The sequence below is a fragment of the Mycobacterium sp. genome (assembly GCF_051006775.1).
Taxonomy (GTDB): domain Bacteria; phylum Actinomycetota; class Actinomycetes; order Mycobacteriales; family Mycobacteriaceae; genus Mycobacterium.
The window spans coordinates 19189-34540 of the sequence record NZ_JBPCSX010000168.1; the positions used below are offsets into that span (position 1 = coordinate 19189).

Annotated in this window: 14 protein-coding genes; 5 read left to right on the forward strand and 9 right to left on the reverse strand. The window is 67.9% G+C overall.

Annotated elements, in window-relative coordinates:
* The first annotated feature begins 2 nt into the window (after nucleotides 1-2).
* Entirely contained in the window at nucleotides 3-755 is a 753-nt protein-coding gene (locus ACR2JI_RS12150; protein WP_526390327.1) for a DUF4191 family protein, read from the forward strand.
* Nucleotides 756-786: 31 nt separating this feature from the next.
* Here ACR2JI_RS12150 and ACR2JI_RS12155 read toward each other — a convergent pair whose 3' ends face one another.
* Entirely contained in the window at nucleotides 787-1695 is a 909-nt protein-coding gene (locus ACR2JI_RS12155) for a hypothetical protein (protein WP_526390351.1), read from the reverse strand.
* Nucleotides 1696-1809: 114 nt separating this feature from the next.
* A complete protein-coding gene (locus tag ACR2JI_RS12160) occupies nucleotides 1810-2268 on the reverse strand; it encodes an RDD family protein (protein WP_526390328.1) in 459 nt (152 codons plus the stop codon).
* Between the two features lie 154 nt (nucleotides 2269-2422).
* Here ACR2JI_RS12160 and glnA point away from each other — a divergent pair, with 154 nt between their 5' ends.
* The 3 genes from glnA (at nucleotide 2423) to ACR2JI_RS12175 (ending at nucleotide 5303) form a co-directional block, all read left to right on the forward strand.
* Nucleotides 2423-3862, forward strand: a complete 1440-nt coding sequence (gene glnA, locus ACR2JI_RS12165; RefSeq protein WP_526390329.1) for a type I glutamate--ammonia ligase — start codon at nucleotides 2423-2425, stop codon at nucleotides 3860-3862.
* Nucleotides 3863-3963: 101 nt separating this feature from the next.
* Nucleotides 3964-4518 (forward strand): hypothetical protein, encoded by a 555-nt coding sequence (locus ACR2JI_RS12170; protein WP_526390330.1) that lies wholly within the window; start codon nucleotides 3964-3966, stop codon nucleotides 4516-4518.
* 131 nt (nucleotides 4519-4649) lie between these two features.
* Complete coding sequence (locus ACR2JI_RS12175) at nucleotides 4650-5303, forward strand: hypothetical protein (RefSeq protein ID WP_526390331.1); 654 nt, start codon at nucleotides 4650-4652, stop codon at nucleotides 5301-5303.
* Nucleotides 5304-5308: 5 nt separating this feature from the next.
* Here ACR2JI_RS12175 and ACR2JI_RS12180 read toward each other — a convergent pair whose 3' ends face one another.
* Genes ACR2JI_RS12180 through ACR2JI_RS12195 form a run of 4 tightly spaced genes read right to left on the reverse strand, consistent with a single transcriptional unit; the run spans nucleotide 5309 to nucleotide 10432 of the window.
* Entirely contained in the window at nucleotides 5309-5935 is a 627-nt protein-coding gene (locus ACR2JI_RS12180; RefSeq protein WP_526390332.1) for a carbonic anhydrase, read from the reverse strand.
* Between the two features lie 38 nt (nucleotides 5936-5973).
* Complete coding sequence (locus ACR2JI_RS12185; protein ID WP_526390333.1) at nucleotides 5974-6297, reverse strand: P-II family nitrogen regulator; 324 nt, start codon at nucleotides 6295-6297, stop codon at nucleotides 5974-5976.
* Complete coding sequence (locus ACR2JI_RS12190) at nucleotides 6294-8894, reverse strand: putative inorganic carbon transporter subunit DabA (RefSeq protein ID WP_526390334.1); 2601 nt, start codon at nucleotides 8892-8894, stop codon at nucleotides 6294-6296. The genes ACR2JI_RS12185 and ACR2JI_RS12190 overlap by 4 nt, the downstream gene beginning before the upstream one ends.
* A complete protein-coding gene (locus ACR2JI_RS12195; RefSeq protein ID WP_526390335.1) occupies nucleotides 8891-10432 on the reverse strand; it encodes a proton-conducting transporter transmembrane domain-containing protein in 1542 nt (513 codons plus the stop codon). Before ACR2JI_RS12195 ends, ACR2JI_RS12190 begins: the two co-directional genes overlap by 4 nt.
* A gap of 123 nt (nucleotides 10433-10555) precedes the next feature.
* On the opposite strand from ACR2JI_RS12195, the gene ACR2JI_RS12200 reads away from it, so the two are divergent.
* A complete protein-coding gene (locus ACR2JI_RS12200; RefSeq protein WP_526390336.1) occupies nucleotides 10556-10849 on the forward strand; it encodes a helix-turn-helix transcriptional regulator in 294 nt (97 codons plus the stop codon).
* A 26-nt stretch (nucleotides 10850-10875) separates the two neighbouring features.
* On the opposite strand, the gene ACR2JI_RS12205 is transcribed toward ACR2JI_RS12200, so the two are convergent.
* From ACR2JI_RS12205 to ACR2JI_RS12215, 3 genes are read right to left on the reverse strand one after another with little or no spacing between them, the layout of a single operon-like run.
* Nucleotides 10876-11736, reverse strand: a complete 861-nt coding sequence (locus ACR2JI_RS12205; protein ID WP_526390337.1) for a TIGR03619 family F420-dependent LLM class oxidoreductase — start codon at nucleotides 11734-11736, stop codon at nucleotides 10876-10878.
* Nucleotides 11737-11746: 10 nt separating this feature from the next.
* Nucleotides 11747-12373: a PaaI family thioesterase gene (locus tag ACR2JI_RS12210; protein WP_526390338.1), complete on the reverse strand. Its 627-nt coding sequence runs from the start codon at nucleotides 12371-12373 to the stop codon at nucleotides 11747-11749.
* Nucleotides 12374-12377: 4 nt separating this feature from the next.
* Entirely contained in the window at nucleotides 12378-15347 is a 2970-nt protein-coding gene (locus tag ACR2JI_RS12215) for a bifunctional [glutamine synthetase] adenylyltransferase/[glutamine synthetase]-adenylyl-L-tyrosine phosphorylase (RefSeq protein WP_526390339.1), read from the reverse strand.
* Nucleotides 15348-15352 lie beyond the last annotated feature (5 nt).

Sequence of the window (15352 nt, forward strand, 5' to 3'; positions counted from 1 at the left end):
CTATGGCTAAATCCCAATCCCCGGCCGAGCTCAAAGCCGCCAAGGCCGAAGCGAAAGCCACCCGCAAAGCGCAGTCCAAGCAGCGCCGCACCCAGTTGTGGCAGACCTTCCGGATGCAGCGCAAAGAGGACAAGCGGCTGCTGCCCTACATGATCGGCGCGTTCGCGCTGGTCCTGGCGCTGTCAGTCGCGTTGGGTCTTTACACCGGCGGATTCACGATGTACCTGATGATCGTGCTGGGCGTCGCACTCGGCCTGATGGTGGCATTCGTCGTCTTCGGCCGCCGGGCCCAGAAGAACGTCTACCGCAAGGCCGAGGGTCAGACCGGGGCGGCGGCGTGGGCGCTGGAGAACATGCGGGGCAAGTGGCGGGTCACCCCCGGCGTGGCGGTCAACGGCCATTTCGACGCCGTACATCGGGTCATCGGCCGCCCTGGCGTGATCTTCGTGGGCGAGGGGTCCCCTGCCCGGGTCAAGTCGCTGCTGGCGCAGGAGAAGAAGCGCACCGCCCGGCTGATCGGCGAAATGCCCATCTATGACGTGATGGTCGGGACCGAGGAGGGTGAGGTTCCGCTGGACAAGCTGGAACGCCACCTGACCAAGCTGCCGGTCAATATCAGCGTCAAGCAGATGGACACCCTGGAGAACAAGCTCGTCGCGCTGGGCACCAAGGCGGGCCCTGCCGCCATACCGAAGGGTCCGCTGCCGCCCCAGGCGAAGATGCGCGGCGTTCAGCGCAGCGTCCGAAGGCGCTGAATCAGCGCAGCGTCCGAAGGCGCTGACACCCCTACCGTCGAGTGCCTGGAGGCGCAGGTTTTGTGCGAGTAGCCGTCTGCCAGTCGGCGCACTCGATGAAGTCGCGCGGCACTCCTGCCCGCGCAACCCGGGCGATGACGTCCTCGCGGCGGTGACCCGCGAGTACCCGGATGCGCCGCCAGCCGAGCCCGTCGATGTACTCAGCCCGCAACACGTCAGCGCGGTACTGCGCCGGGTCCGTCCGGTGTTGTTCACCGTCGTACTCCACGGCGACCATGTACTCGGGCCATCCGAGGTCAAGGAAGTAGCGGTGATATCCGTCCGGGGCCGGCACCGGGATCTGGGTCTGTGGGCGCGGGAAGCCCGCCTCGATCAGCACCAGCCGAAGCCAAGTTTCCTTCGGCGACTGCGCTCCCGCGTCGACGAAGCGCAGTAGACCCGGCACCCGCCGCCGCCCTCTGACGCCGCGATGAGCGTCGAACACGGCCAGTACATCCCCGGCATCGAATCGCGTCGCCCGGGCCAGTGCGTCGAGGCGCTCCAGGGCGACATCGCGCCGGCCGCGCCGGCCGAGGTCGAAGGCAGTCCGCGCCACGGTCGTCACCGCGATGCCACCGAGGGTGATCACCTCGCCGTCGAGCAGGGTGTCCCGACCGACAACGACCCCCCTCGGCGACGTGTGCCGGTCGAGATTCAGTTCGATCGGGATATCGCCGCTGACCCAGGCGGCACCGTGCAGGGCGGAGGCGGCCAGACCGCACACGACGCCCCGGCGTTCCGACCACAACCATGCCGCACGAATCCGGTCGGCAAGCGTCGGCGTGCCGGTTCGGGGAGTCCACACCCCAGGTAACAGGCGTCGGTGGTGGGCTGCCAACTCATATCGGGACACGTCACCGGCGGCCAGGGCCTCCCCAGCACGAAACACACCCACGGCGATGACGGTCTCAGATCACGCGCGATCCCCGTCACACTGCTCCACAGCCCCGTCGAGTGCCCCGTGCGGCAGGCAAAGTGCGACTAAAAGCCTGCAAGGTTGGGCGCTCGGCGCCTGTTAGCGGACAACCACCGCTGTCGCGGTCAGCCGGTCCTGGAACCCGCGGCCGTCGGCGTCGGTGAACAGGGCCGGAATCACCAGCGCGATCAGCAGACCGCGGCCGACTGCCCGGCCGGTGCCGACGTGCAGACGGTTATCGACTGAGTCAACCCGAAGACCGAGCAGGTACTGGCCGGGAGTGAACCCGAACAGCCGCACCGAGATGACGCCGAGGACGAACCAAATTCCCAGCACCGCCGTTGACAGGACCGGCATGCTGACCAGGCCCAGCGACAGGCCCAGTCCGGCCAGACCGTAGGCGATGAACCAATCGACCACCAGCGCGCCCAGCCGGCGACCCATCCGGGCCAGCGATCCCGGTCCGGCCTGCGGCAGCCCCAGCTGCTCCCCGGGGTAGCCCGACTTCGATCCCACCGATTCCGGTCCGGACAGCCACGATCCGATCTCACCCGCCATTATTTGAGGATAGGCGAGGTTCCTCGTACCTCCGCTAGGCCGGAAACCCATCGACCCGTAACGTCAGCGAAACAATTGGTTGACGACGCCGAAACGTCGCCTCCCTAGCGTCAGCCCGGGTTAGGCGAAACGACTGCACACAAAGGAGCACTACGTGTCGAAGCACAAGAATGCCGACGACATCTTCAAGCTGATCAAGGACGAGAAGGTCGAATACGTCGACATCCGGTTCTGCGACCTGCCCGGTGTGGTCCAGCACTTCTCGATCCCGGCCTCGGCGTTCGACGAGAGCGTGTTCGAGGACGGACTGGCCTTCGACGGCTCATCGGTGCGCGGTTTCCAGTCGATCCACGAGTCCGACATGATGCTGCTGCCGGACCCCGAGACAGCTCGGATCGACCCGTTCCGCGCCGCCAAGACGGTCAATCTGAACTTCTTCGTGCACGACCCGTTCACCCGGGAGCCCTACTCCCGCGACCCGCGCAATGTGGCCCGCAAAGCGGAGAACTACCTGGCCAGCACAGGAATCGCCGACACCGCCTACTTCGGTGCCGAGGCCGAGTTCTACATCTTCGACTCGGTGTCCTTCGACTCCAAGTTTAACGGCACCTTCTACGAGATCGACTCCGAGTCGGGCTGGTGGAACACCGGTGAGCCGTTCGAGGCCGACGGGTCCCCCAACCTCGGCTACAAGGTGCGCCCCAAGGGCGGCTACTTCCCGGTGGCCCCGTACGACCACTACGACGATCTGCGCGACGAGATGGCCACCAACCTGCAGAACGCCGGTTTCACCCTGGAGCGCGGCCATCACGAGGTGGGCACCGCCGGGCAGGCCGAGATCAACTACAAGTTCAACACCCTGCTGGCCGCGGCCGACGACGTGCTGCTCTTCAAGTACATCATCAAGAACACCGCCTGGCAGGCCGGTAAGACCGTCACCTTCATGCCCAAGCCGCTGTTCGGGGACAACGGGTCGGGCATGCACGCCCACCAGTCGCTGTGGAAGGACGGCAAGCCGCTGTTCCACGACGAGTCCGGCTACGCCGGCCTGTCGGATATGGCCCGGCATTACATCGGCGGCATCCTGCACCACGCGCCGTCACTGCTGGCGTTCACCAACCCGACGGTGAACTCCTACAAGCGCCTGGTTCCGGGTTACGAGGCCCCGATCAACCTGGTCTACAGCCAGCGCAACCGCTCCGCCTGCGTGCGCATCCCGATCACCGGCAACAACCCCAAGGCCAAGCGCCTGGAGTTCCGTTGCCCGGACAGCTCCGGCAACCCGTACCTGGCCTTCTCGGCGATGCTGATGGCCGGCATCGACGGCATCAAGAAGAAGATCGAGCCGTTGGCTCCGGTGGACAAGGATCTCTACGAGCTGCCGCCGGACGAGGCCGCCAACATCCCGCAGGCGCCCACATCGCTGTCGGCGGTCATCGACAGACTGGAGGCCGACCACGATTACCTCACCGAGGGCGGTGTGTTCACCCCCGATCTGATCGAGACCTACATCGCCTACAAGCGGGAGAACGAGATCCTGCCGGTGCAGATCCGTCCTCACCCCTACGAGTTCGCGCTCTACTACGACGTGTAGCCAGGCAAAGTGCAGCGGCCCGTCCGGCAAACGCCGGGCGGGCCGCTGCACTTTGCACATCAGACCTCGCCGGCTCTTGACAGCCACGTTAACTTCAGACCATGACCCTGCTCCTTCGTGCGGTCGCGGTGCTCGGGCTGGTGTCCGCCGCCACCGTGGGCGCTTCCCCGACAGCCACCGCCGAGCCGGCCGATCCCGGCAGTTGGCCGGTGGCACAGGGAGACTTCACCACGCCGGCCGACCCCGGCTGGATCTTCTTCAGACCGATGGGGTTCGAGGGCGGCGGCTGCGGCATCGGGCCCGACGGCACCGTGGGCTGCGATATCGTCCCCGGCCGGTGGCCCGACGGCACCCCGGTTCAGGCGGGCGAGCCGGGACCGCCCGGCTTCTACAGTTGCGGCGGGCGTGACTGCCCCCTGCCGCCGCCCGGTACGAACCAGACCGTTGCCGGTCCAGGCGAACCGGCCACCTACGTCCAATCCGATGCACAGACCTTCACGCGCGATGTCGATGTGCTGGCCCAGGGCTATCGGGTTCTCAACGGCGCAGCTTGGTGCGCTGTGGGATTTCAGGGCTCGGTCAGCTGCTCGACCGGCGATAACGGGTTTACTCTGACCGCAGTCGGCGGGACCCTCCAACTCCCCGCGCAGCCCTGACCGGAGCCCTCCCGGAATCGGCCGCCGCGGCCGACGCAGGCGGTCTGTGATGCGAGATCGGTCCCGACGTGATCCAATATCGTGAAACCCACGTGACAGCTGATACGCGCGTGCCCGAACTGAGGAGCGTCATGAACTGGACCCGTCTGATGATGGTGTCGGCACTTGTTGCAGGTACTGCCGGGATCGGCCTGGCCGGTCCGGCCAGCGCCGCAGATCCCAACGCAGTGGGCACCTACACGTTCGAGGCCGAGGACGGCGAGTCGGCGACCTGGACGGTCAGCCCCTGTTCCGACCCCGATGACGACCACTGCGTGTTCGTGAGTTCCACCGGCAGCGGTAGCCGCGCGCCATGGTCCGCGAATGCCCACTGGACCGTCGGATCGTGGATCCTGTTCGTCCAGCAGTCCGATGCCGTCCTGTGCGGCGACGGCGGTAGCGCACCCGGGGTCAACAACTACTCCTGGGACGCCACCGCGATGACCGGCTACATGTCCATCAACACCGCAGAGGGCGACTGTGGTTCCGCGGCCGAGAGCCTCGCGGTCCCCTTCGTCCTGACCAAGACGGGTTCGGGACCGGCGCTGTACCCGACCGCTCCGATCTACGCGGGACCCGAGGTGGCCGAGCTCGCCCCGGTCGCCGAAGGCGCACCGGCCCCGCAGTCCGGACCCATGCCCGCCGAGCAGGATCCGTCGATCGTGGCGACACCGCAGAAGATCCCGAACTACAGCGATCCGCTCACCGAGGCGATCGTCTCCGAGCCCGGGTTCAACGCTCGCTGAGTCCTTCAGATGCACTCGAGCAGCGAGTCGTCCACTTCGCCGACGGATCCGATGGTCGCGTAGACCCGCAACCGCCCGGTGCCGTGTTCAGCAGCGGCGCAGACGATGGCGCACTCGCCGGAATCGACCCTCCGTGCGATCACCGGCGAACGCTCCAGCAGCGCCAGGCCGGTCTCGACGAGGTGGGCCGAGCTCACCGATTCCAGTGAATCGGCCCGGGTGCCGCGCCGCACCATCGAGGTGATGGCCTGCTCGACCGTCGCACGGGTCGCGTCGGTAGGCATGTCGGCCTCGTTCCACGCCCGCATCGCCGCCCGCATGGCGTGGCAGTCATGGTGGCCGAGGACAACGATCAGCGGTACCTCTCGTCTGCCTACCGCATACTCCAGCGAGGCCAGCACGCCGGAGTCGATCACGTGGCCCCAGGTGCTGACGTCGATCAGCGATCCCCAACTCTGGCCGAAGACCGCCTCGCCGGCCAGTCCGGCGTCGGAGCAGCGGAAGACCACCGCGGTCGGCTGCTCCTCGATCAGACCCCGGCGACGGGCGTCGGCGGGCACGGCGAACCGCTTGTTGGCGGAGCACAGCCGCTGCCAGGCGGTCAGTGGGTCGAGCGTTGTGGTGAGAGACATCGCAGTGATCCTTTCCGTTGTCCTGTATCCAGGTTTCTTTAGTTGAAGTACTCGGGACGGCTGACGTAGGTCTCGGTCACGAACATGACTCCGGACGAGGCGTCAAGCAACGGACGGAGGCCGGCCAGCAGGGCTTCGACCTTGTCCTCGGAGACCACCGTGATGATGAGCTCGAGGGTGGCCTGCTGGTTGAAAAGCAGCCGGCCCTGGTGATAGCCACCGTGTCCGAGCCCCGAGACTCCCGAGAGGCTGGTGTAGCCGGTGGCGCCTACGCTTTGGATCAACTCGCGTACCGCGGGTGCTTCCGCCCCGGCTACGACGACCTCGATCTTGGTCATCTTGGTCAACGTTGGTGCGGTCATGGAATCAACTCCTTGTTGTGGGTGGGGTCAATCTGTTCTCTGCTCGGGTTCTCGGTCCAGGGGCGCCAGCCAGAGCGGGTCCAGCGTTGCCAGGGCTGGTCGGGGTCGGCCCGCGCAGCCAACCCGACCCAGTCGTTGCCGAACAGCTTCTGCAGGATGGGGTTTCGCTCGACGATGGCGTCGATACGCCCCAGCGGCGCTTGCACCACCGCCTGCAGACGAAGCGGTTCGTGGAGAAGTCGCTCACCATCGCTGACCGACTGCCAGGGCAGCCCGAGTTGAAGGTCTCCGGTGTGACCGGCGATGACCCCGACACCGCCCACCACGTTGTGGATGGTCTTCGTGCCGGCGCCGAATACCTGCGGCGAGACAGTGGAGAAGTAGTACTGGCAGTTGATCCACTGCGCGACCACCAGTGGCGCGGTGAGAATGGTTTCCAGCGCTGATCCATCGGAGTCGACCTCTGCCTCATAGGAGTGCAGAAAGGTGCGCCGCTGCAGATCCAGCCCGGCGGTGACCGCGCGGGGCGCCACGATGAACGCGGCGTTGCCGGCCAGGCCCCATTCCGGATACACCTGGGCCCAGTCCGAGGACCGGTCGGCGACGTGGCCCGCCGCCCGATCCGGCGAGAGACCCCCCGACGCGCCGGGCAGCGTTGCGCAACGCTCGGCGGCCAGCGCCGCGCCGGCCCGGGCGAGGTCGCGCTCCAGTCGGCTCAGTTCGGCGCGACGGTCAGCCGGCACCACATGCGGGTCCAGCACGGTCACCCGGTCCACGGCGGTGTCGTGCTGGGCGGCGACGAACCAGGTCTGTTCCGGAATGTCGATGCCGACGTCGCGCAGCCCCTCTCGGACTTCCGCACGATTGAGGATGGCCGCGGCGGTGCGGGCGTTCGGTGCACCGGGCTGCCCGCCGCAGGCACCGCAGTCCAGGGACGCCTGGTACGGGTTGTTCTCTGTTGTGCTGCCGTGCGCACACATCACCACCAGGCGGCTGAACTCTCGGGTCAGGCCCATCGTGGTCAGCGCAACCTGGGCGAAAAGTACCTGCTCGGCCAGTGGCATGGCGTCGAGATCGATCACCGTCGGCGCGGCCGGTGCGATCACGTCGCGAAGCCGGCGCCGGATGCCGGCGCTGACGGTCGGCATCAGCGTCTTGGCCGCCGCGAGCGGGGCGGCCGCCCATCCGGCGGCCTCGGCGAGCGTGAACGGTGCGGCCAGGGACTCCTTGGCGGAATGGAAGGCTGATTCCGCCCCCGCGATCTGGGTGGCTCCGGCGAGCCGATCCGCTGCAGCGTCGGCCGCCTCCGGCGTCGGCTTCTCGGTGATGTCGTGGTTGGGCGCGATCAGCACCGGGCAGAGATCGCTGGGGGCGCCGCCGAGGATGTCGGTGAAACGGATGGCTACCGCGAAGAAGCCGGCGAAGCCGAAGGTCTGGTAGCCGCCGAGAGACTCCAGGCGCCTCCGCAGACCCTCCGAGCGGGTGTCGATGCAGGCGACCAGCTGGGTGTGCGCCCGACCACGCGGTGTCGCCGGCTCAGGACGGTCCAGCGAGGCGAGCAGAGTGTCGCGATAGTGCGATTCGAATGCGTTCTGCCACAACATCTCCCGGGTGCTCACCGGCAGAACCGTCAGTATCCGGGCGATCACCGCGAGATTCGCATCATCGGATCCGGGGATACCGAGTACCTCCATCAGGTGGGCTGCGCGCTGTCTGGCCGACGGAGCCGCCTGCTGATCGTCGACACTTTCCGCGATCACGGTGGACCGGCCGCGCCGCATCCGATGCTCCATCAGCAGGACCTCGTAGGTCAGCCGCATCGCCAGGTACTCCATCAGGTCGATGCCGGCGTCGCGGCCACCGCACCACTGGACGTGGGCTGCCCAGCCCGGCATCCGGGTCAGGTGACCCTGCAGGTAGCCGATTCGCTCGTCGTCGGTCACCGCCAGCCGGGCCAGCGCCTCGAGCACGGCGTCTTCCGCGCGCTCAGTCAGCCGACGCAACTCGGCCCGCGCAGCACGGCCGATGCTGCGATCCGCCGGCGCCAACTCCCGCCAAGCCTGATAGAAGCCCCTATCCCGGCCCGGCATCGGCCACGCCGCATCGCCGAAGAATGCCGCGCACCACTTCGACGTCTGGGCGTCGACCGCCGCGGCGACCTCGGGTGCGGATTTCTCCGAGCGAGTCACGAAGCGGCGCTTGGCATTCGGCGCGCCGATTCCGTGCAGAAGTTCGGCGCGCAGGATCTCCAGCGGGCTGAACCCCCGGCCGCCCAGCCGCACTTCCGGCTCGCCGGCCAGATTGGGATAGCGGCGAGCCAGTGCACGATCCAGGTCGGCATCGGTGATCCGGGCGTCGCGGTGCAATTCGCGGAACGCCGACTCGCCGAGGGTTCCCGCCATTCCGTAGAGGTCGCCGGCCCGGCGGATCGCCTGCTCGAACGGCATTCCCTCAAGTCCGGCCAGCGGGTTCACCGCGATGAAGGACTCCAGCGGGTAGTGCGTCGGCACCACGCGGGACGCCAGGCTGACGTCGGCGCGCAACCGGGACCGTCGAGTGTCGAGATGGGGGGTGTCGAGATCGGGGGCGATACTCACGAGCGGACTCCTGTCAGTAGAGCGGGCGAGATGGTGCGGGACGTTCCGAGATGTCCGGCGCTGAGCGCGCGCGCGTAAAGCACCCGTTGCAATCGCTCGGTGCCCGGAATCCTGCGAGCCGCAGCAAGAGCGGCGAGCGCGGCAAGGGCGGTCAGCGTGACGATCCAGACCACCGGCGCCGGCAGGGCCGACGGCGGCAACGCGGGGTCCAGGTAGCCGCTGATCGCATTGACCACCGCGAGGTAGGCGATGGTCCCCGGAATGAGGACGGCTGCGACACCGGCCACCCCGGCCGGATCGGGGCGACGCTGCAGCCAGCCCCAGGTGATGGCCGCCGCGGTCACCCAGGCGAAGCCCAGCAGTGCCTGTTCGGCAGCGTGGTCTCCGGCGTGCACCGGCGCCACCGCGAGTGCGGCGAGCACCGAGACGGTGGGCACCACCGCAGTCGCGATGGCCGCGAGGATCTTTGCGCGACCGGTGAGCCGCGCAGCGGCCGGAAGCGCCTCATGGCGACGACGGGAGGCGATCGCCGACCCGGAGGAGAGGAAGAGGGTCGCTTTGTAGAAGCCGTGGGCGACCAGGTGGATGACCGCGGCGGCCCAGAGTCCCAATCCGCAAGTCAGGATCATGAACCCCATCTGGGCCGACGTCGAGTTCACCAGGGCGCCTTTGACATCGGGCTTGACCATCATCACCACGGCGCCGTAGGCCATCGTGGCCGTCCCGGCGAGAATGGCCAGGACGCGGGCGAGATCGTCGGTGGCCAGCGGCGCCAGCCGGATCAGGAGGATGCCGCCGGCATTGACCACCCCGGCGTGCAGCAGTGCGGAGACCGGGGTGGGTGCGGTCAGTGTCGCCGGGAGCCACCGATGGAAGGGAATCTGTGCGGACCGCGACAGCGCGGCCACCACCACCAGGATCGCCAGGACGCCGGTGAGGCCCCCGCCGAATTGTCCGGCCTGGATATCCCGAAGGTCGATGTGCCCCCAGGTGGCGGTGGCCACTCCGACCGCCGACCACAGCGCCAGGTCGCCGATCAGGAAGGCGAGCGCGGTGCGGCGCACACCGTCGCGGGCTGCCGGCAGGTGCCAGTACATCCCCAGCAGAAGACACAGCGCCACCCCGGCGGCGGTCCAGAACACGGCCAGGCCCAGCAGGCTGCTGACCGTCATCAGTCCGGCCGAGGCGGCGGTGAGCAACCCGGCTCCCCCGACGAACCAGTTAGCCCGGGGGTCACCGGCGAGGTAGCGCAACGCGAAGCTCTGGACGATCGCACTGACTCCGAACACCAGGAGCAGCAGAACCACCGCAAGCCGGTCGGCAGCCAGGTCCAGCGGACCCACGCTGACCGACACCGGATCCCCGCTGCCGGCCAGAACCAACAGGACCACCGCGCCCGCGAAGCCGAGTCCGGCCACGCCCGCGCCGAGCCGGCCGGTCAGCCGGGGCCCCCGCTGACCGGCGCCGAATGCCACCACCGCCATCAGGGCCGGGAGTACCACCATTCCCGCCAGCACCGCACTCATGATCTCCAACATGAGACTTACAGTACGTGTATTAATTATCGGGTGTCAAGCTTCGTGTTTCATAAGTGGGGTATTCCGCTGCTCTCTGGCGTGCCTACTGCACCGACGACGATCAGCCAAAGTACAGTTCGGCGCATGGCGGAATGGACTTTCCTGACCAACCACGCCCACACCCTGCTGTGCATCGCTCGCGATCCGGGCATCCGGTTACGGGACGTCGCCGAACGGGTTGGCGTCACCGAACGGGCGGCACAGCGGATCGTCAGCGATCTGGTCGAGGCCGGCTACCTGGACCGGCTACGAGAGGGCCGGCGAAACACCTATCGCGTCAAGGCCAACCGTCCACTGCGCCACCCGGTGGAGCGTGGCTACAACGTGGGCGTGATCCTCGGGGTGCTCCACGACCAGAAATCGGGCGGCGGAGCCTGACCCTCCGTTCTCGGGCCGGACGACACTCAGTCATCCAGCGATAAGTCGGCCCGGAACCTACGCATCCCGTCGATTTTTTCGGCCAGTGACCCGTTGGGCCCCGAGTAGAACATCCACGGCATGGTCAGCACCGCCGAGATGCCGCCGTCCTGGGCGCGCTGATAGTGCTCGGGCAGGAAGGCGTCGTTGAGCGGGGTGATCACCGGGAAATCGTCCATCCCCAAACCCTTTTCGGCGCGCAACTCGGCTATCCGCCGGACCGAGGCGATCGCCTGGTCCAGCCCGATGAGGTCACCGATCCAGCCGTCGTTGCGGGCCGCGCGGCGAAGCGCGATATCGGAGAGGCCGCCGCCGTAGACCGGGATCGGCGGCGGCGTGGGGGTCATCTCCAGCCGGGGCGTCTGATAGAACTCGCCGTCGAACTCGGTCCAGCCCGGCTTCCACAACTCCTTCATGAGCTCAAGCATCTCGTCGGTGCGCCTACCCCGCTTGGCGAAGGGCTGGCCCAGTAGGTCGAACTCCTCCTCGCACCAGCCGACCCCGATACCGAGTTCCACCCGACCACCCGACAGGCAGGCCGCGGTCCCGATCGCCTTCGCCGCGGAATAGGGGTCGCGCATCGCCGGGATGTAGACGGTGGTGACGAACTTGAGCCGGTGGGTTGCCTGCGACAGCGCCCCGATCAGGACCCACGGATCCGCCCAGTCGGTGAACGGCTGCCATCGGCGCTCTCCGTCCGGGGTGTACGGATACGGCGTCGACAGGGTTTCCAGATTCACCACGTGATCTGGAATGGCCATGCCCTCGTAGCCGAGATCGTCCGCCGCCTTGGCTATTTCGACGATCTCGTTGATGTTCAGAAACGCGCTGCTGACATAGAACTTCATCGTGCGAACCTCATTCGGTTGTCCGGGCCCATGCCGGCATGATGAAAACCCCTTCGGCCTCTACCGTCGGTCCCTGCGCATCGCCGATGAATCCGCGCGCGTAGATCTTGTGGTCTTCGCGGCGGTCGATGAAACCCTCCGCATGCAACGCACCCAGCGGAGTCCCACGCAGATATCTGAGCGTGATCGTCCCGGTGAACATGGGTCTCGTCAGGCCACTGCTCGCCACCTCACCGAGCAGGTGGTCGAGTACCAGAGCACTGATTCCGCCGTGCACCAGCCCGGGCGGGCCCTCGTAGACCGACCCGAGGGTGAATTCGCTTCGGTAGCGGCCGTCGGGATCGTGCCGGACCTCCAGTGGCGGCGCCAGCGGATTACGCTCCCCGACAACAGGGTTGGACCACACGACCGGACGCCCGGTGTCCTCGCGACGCAGCCGCGGGGTCTGCTGCTGATTGCGGCGCAACATCTCGGTGACGGCCTCCACCGCCGCCGTGGCGGCACCGATGGTGTCCGCGTCCACCCCGGTCTTGAGGCTGGCGTCCACCAGGTCGCGGACCGCGGCGGTCAGTGGCGCGTAGCGGTCGTGCAGTTGCGCGTATCCCTCGGCATCGATGAGCCCGAACTCGGTCTGCATGCCGTCAGCCTCCGAAGACCTTGTTCACGACAGCTTTCGCGCGCCGGGTCACACGCAGGTAGTTGTCGAGAAACTCCCCACCGTCTCCACCGCTCCAGCCGGCCGCCGCCGCGACCGCATTGAGCTGTCGGCCGGGTCCGGGCAGCTGATCGACTGCCTTGCCCCGCACCAGTACCAGTGCATTGCGGGCCCGGGTCGCGGTCAGCCAGGCCTCGCGCAGCTGCTCGGCGTCGGTCTCGTCGATCAGCCCGGCGGCGGCAATGGCGTCCAGGGCCTGCAGGGTCGACGTGTTGTGCAGTGCAGGCACCTGGTGGGCGTGGCGAAGCTGCAGCAACTGGACGGTCCACTCCACATCGGCCAGTCCGCCGCGACCGAGTTTGGTGTGCGTGTTCGGGTCGGCGCCGCGCGGCAGCCGCTCGGCGTCGACCCGCGCTTTGATCCGGCGGATCTCCCGTACCGACTCCACCGATACACCTCCATCGGGGTAGCGGGTCCGGTTCGCGATCTCCACGAACCGCCGGCCCAGGTCCTCGTCACCGGCGACCGGGGCCGCGCGCAGCAGTGCCTGCACCTCCCAGGGCTGGACCCACTGCTCGTAGTAGGCCGCATACGAGGCCAGGGTGCGCACCAGCGGTCCGTTACGGCCCTCCGGCCGGAGGTTGGCGTCGACCTCCAGTGGTGGGTCGTCGCTGGGCGCCCCGAGCAGGTTGCGGACCTGCTCTGCGACCGACACCGACCATTTGACCGCGTGGGTCTCGTCGCTGCCCGGGGTCGGTTCGCAGACGAACATCACGTCCGCATCGGAGCCGTACCCCAGTTCAGCCCCGCCGAGGCGGCCCATCCCGATCACCGCAATGGCCGCGGGGGGCTGCGCGCCGTCATCGGTATTGGCCCGGATCACGGCCTCCAGCGCGCACTGCAGCACCGCTACCCACACCGAGGTCAGTGCGGTACAAACCTGCCCGACGTCGAGCATGCCGAGCAGGTCCGCCGAGGCCACCCGGGCCAGTTCACGCCGGCGCAGGGTGCGCGCGGCCGCGATGGCCCGAACCGGGTCGGGGTGCCGGCCGGCCGAGGCGACAAGCGCGCGGGCAACCCCTTCGGGGTCGATATCGAGCAGCTTGGGGCCTGCCGGCCCGTCGGCGTAGGACTGAATGACCTCCGGTGCGCGCATCAGCAACTCCGGCACGAAGGCCGAGGTCCCCAGCACCCGCATCAGCCGCTTGGCCACCGCACTCTCGTCGCGCAGGGTGGCCAGATACCAGCGTTGCTCGGCCAGGGCCTCGCTGATCCGGCGGTAGGCCAGCAGACCGCTGTCCGGATCGGGGGTGTCTGACAACCAGTCGAGCAGCCGCGGCAACAGCACCGACTGCACCTGCCCGCGGCGCCCGCTCTCATTGACCAGCGCACCCAGGTGCGTGAGCGCGCTCTGCGGACCTTCATAACCGAGCGCGGCCAGCTGCCGTTCAGCCGCTTCCGAGGACATCCCGGAGGCGAAACCTACTGCGCGGCCCACTGATTCGAGCAGCGGCTGGTAGAAGAGTTTCGCGTGCAGCCGGGACACCCGCAGGTTCTGTCGCTTGATCTCCTCCCGCAGCACCCCCAGCGCGTCCCGGGTGCCGTCCGGCCTGACATGCGCGGCCCGGGCCAGCCACCGCAGCGCCTCATCATCGTCGGGGGCGGGGAGCATGTGAGTGCGCTTGAGCCGCTGCAGCTGCAGACGGTGCTCGAGCAGACGCAGGAATTCATAGGATGCGCTGAGGTTGGCGGCGTCGTCGCGACCGACGTAGCCGCCCGCCCCCAGCGCCGCAAGGGCGTCCACCGTCGAGGCGACGTGCAGTGAGGTGTCAGTGTGTCCGTGGACGAGTTGAAGCAGTTGGACGGCGAACTCGACGTCGCGCAGGCCACCGGTTCCCAGTTTGATCTCCCGGTCCCGCATCCCGGCCGGGACCAGCGACTCGACCCGCCGGCGCATGGCCTGTACCTCGGGCACGAAATCCTCACGCTCGCACGCCGTCCAGACCATCGGCATCAGCGCGTCGACGTAGCGCTGCCCGAGTTCGGCGTCGCCGACCGCGGGTCTGGCCTTCAGCAGCGCCTGGAACTCCCAGGTCTTGGCCCACCGCTGGTAGTAGGCGATATGCGAATCGAGGGTGCGCACCAGGGCGCCGGCCTTCCCCTCCGGCCGCAGAGCGGCGTCGACTTCGAAGAACGCCTCCGATCCGAGTCGCATCATCTCGCCGGCCACCCGGGTGGTCACCGGGTCGGCGTTCTCGCCGACAAAAATCACGTCGACGTCGCTGACGTAGTTCAACTCCCGGGCGCCGCACTTACCCATCGCGATCACCGCCAGCCGCGGCGCCGGGGTGTCCTGATCGCACACTGTCGCGATCGCCACATCCAGGGCGGCGGCCAGGGCCGCGTCGGCGAGATCAGCAAGATGCGCCCCGACCGTCGGAAACGACAGCACCGGCTCGTTCTCGACGGTCGGCGCCAGGTCCAGGGCAGCCAGGATCAACAACTGATCGCGGTAGACGGTACGCAGCCGCGGCGCGATTTCGGTTGCCGCCGAACCGAATTCGGCAACACACTCGGCGAAGGCCCGACGCATCTCCGCGATGGCGGGAAGTGTCAGTTCCCCTTCGAGTAGGTGCCAGGATCTCGGCCTGGCCACAAGGTGGTCGCCGAGGGCGAGCGAGGCGCCCAGCACCGAGAACAGCCGACCGCGCAGTGACCGGTCCTTGAGCAGCGCGGCATCGAGTTGCTGCCAGTCGTCTCCGAGGGCTTCGGCGAGCCGGACCATGGTGTGCAACGCGGAGTCCGCATCGGCCGCGCGCGACAGCGACCAGAGCAGTTCCACATGGACGTCGTTGTCCCAGCCGAGTTTGGCCAGGTGCCCGGGAGCCGAGGACTCGACCAGCCCCAGCCGGCCGACGCTCGGCAGGCGCGGACGCTCGGTCGAGGGTTTGGCCACGCCCA

What these genes read in the sequence shown, in the direction of transcription:
- ACR2JI_RS12150 (WP_526390327.1), top strand. Translation starts at nt 3, where the DNA reads ATGGCTAAATCCCAATCCCCGGCCGAGCTCAAAGCCGCCAAGGCCGAA.
- ACR2JI_RS12160 (WP_526390328.1), bottom strand. Translation starts at nt 2,268, where the DNA reads ATGGCGGGTGAGATCGGATCGTGGCTGTCCGGACCGGAATCGGTGGGA.
- ACR2JI_RS12170 (WP_526390330.1), top strand. Translation starts at nt 3,964, where the DNA reads ATGACCCTGCTCCTTCGTGCGGTCGCGGTGCTCGGGCTGGTGTCCGCC.
- ACR2JI_RS12175 (WP_526390331.1), top strand. Translation starts at nt 4,650, where the DNA reads ATGAACTGGACCCGTCTGATGATGGTGTCGGCACTTGTTGCAGGTACT.
- ACR2JI_RS12180 (WP_526390332.1), bottom strand. Translation starts at nt 5,935, where the DNA reads ATGTCTCTCACCACAACGCTCGACCCACTGACCGCCTGGCAGCGGCTG.
- ACR2JI_RS12185 (WP_526390333.1), bottom strand. Translation starts at nt 6,297, where the DNA reads ATGACCGCACCAACGTTGACCAAGATGACCAAGATCGAGGTCGTCGTA.
- ACR2JI_RS12195 (WP_526390335.1), bottom strand. Translation starts at nt 10,432, where the DNA reads ATGTTGGAGATCATGAGTGCGGTGCTGGCGGGAATGGTGGTACTCCCG.
- ACR2JI_RS12200 (WP_526390336.1), top strand. Translation starts at nt 10,556, where the DNA reads ATGGCGGAATGGACTTTCCTGACCAACCACGCCCACACCCTGCTGTGC.
- ACR2JI_RS12205 (WP_526390337.1), bottom strand. Translation starts at nt 11,736, where the DNA reads ATGAAGTTCTATGTCAGCAGCGCGTTTCTGAACATCAACGAGATCGTC.
- ACR2JI_RS12210 (WP_526390338.1), bottom strand. Translation starts at nt 12,373, where the DNA reads ATGCAGACCGAGTTCGGGCTCATCGATGCCGAGGGATACGCGCAACTG.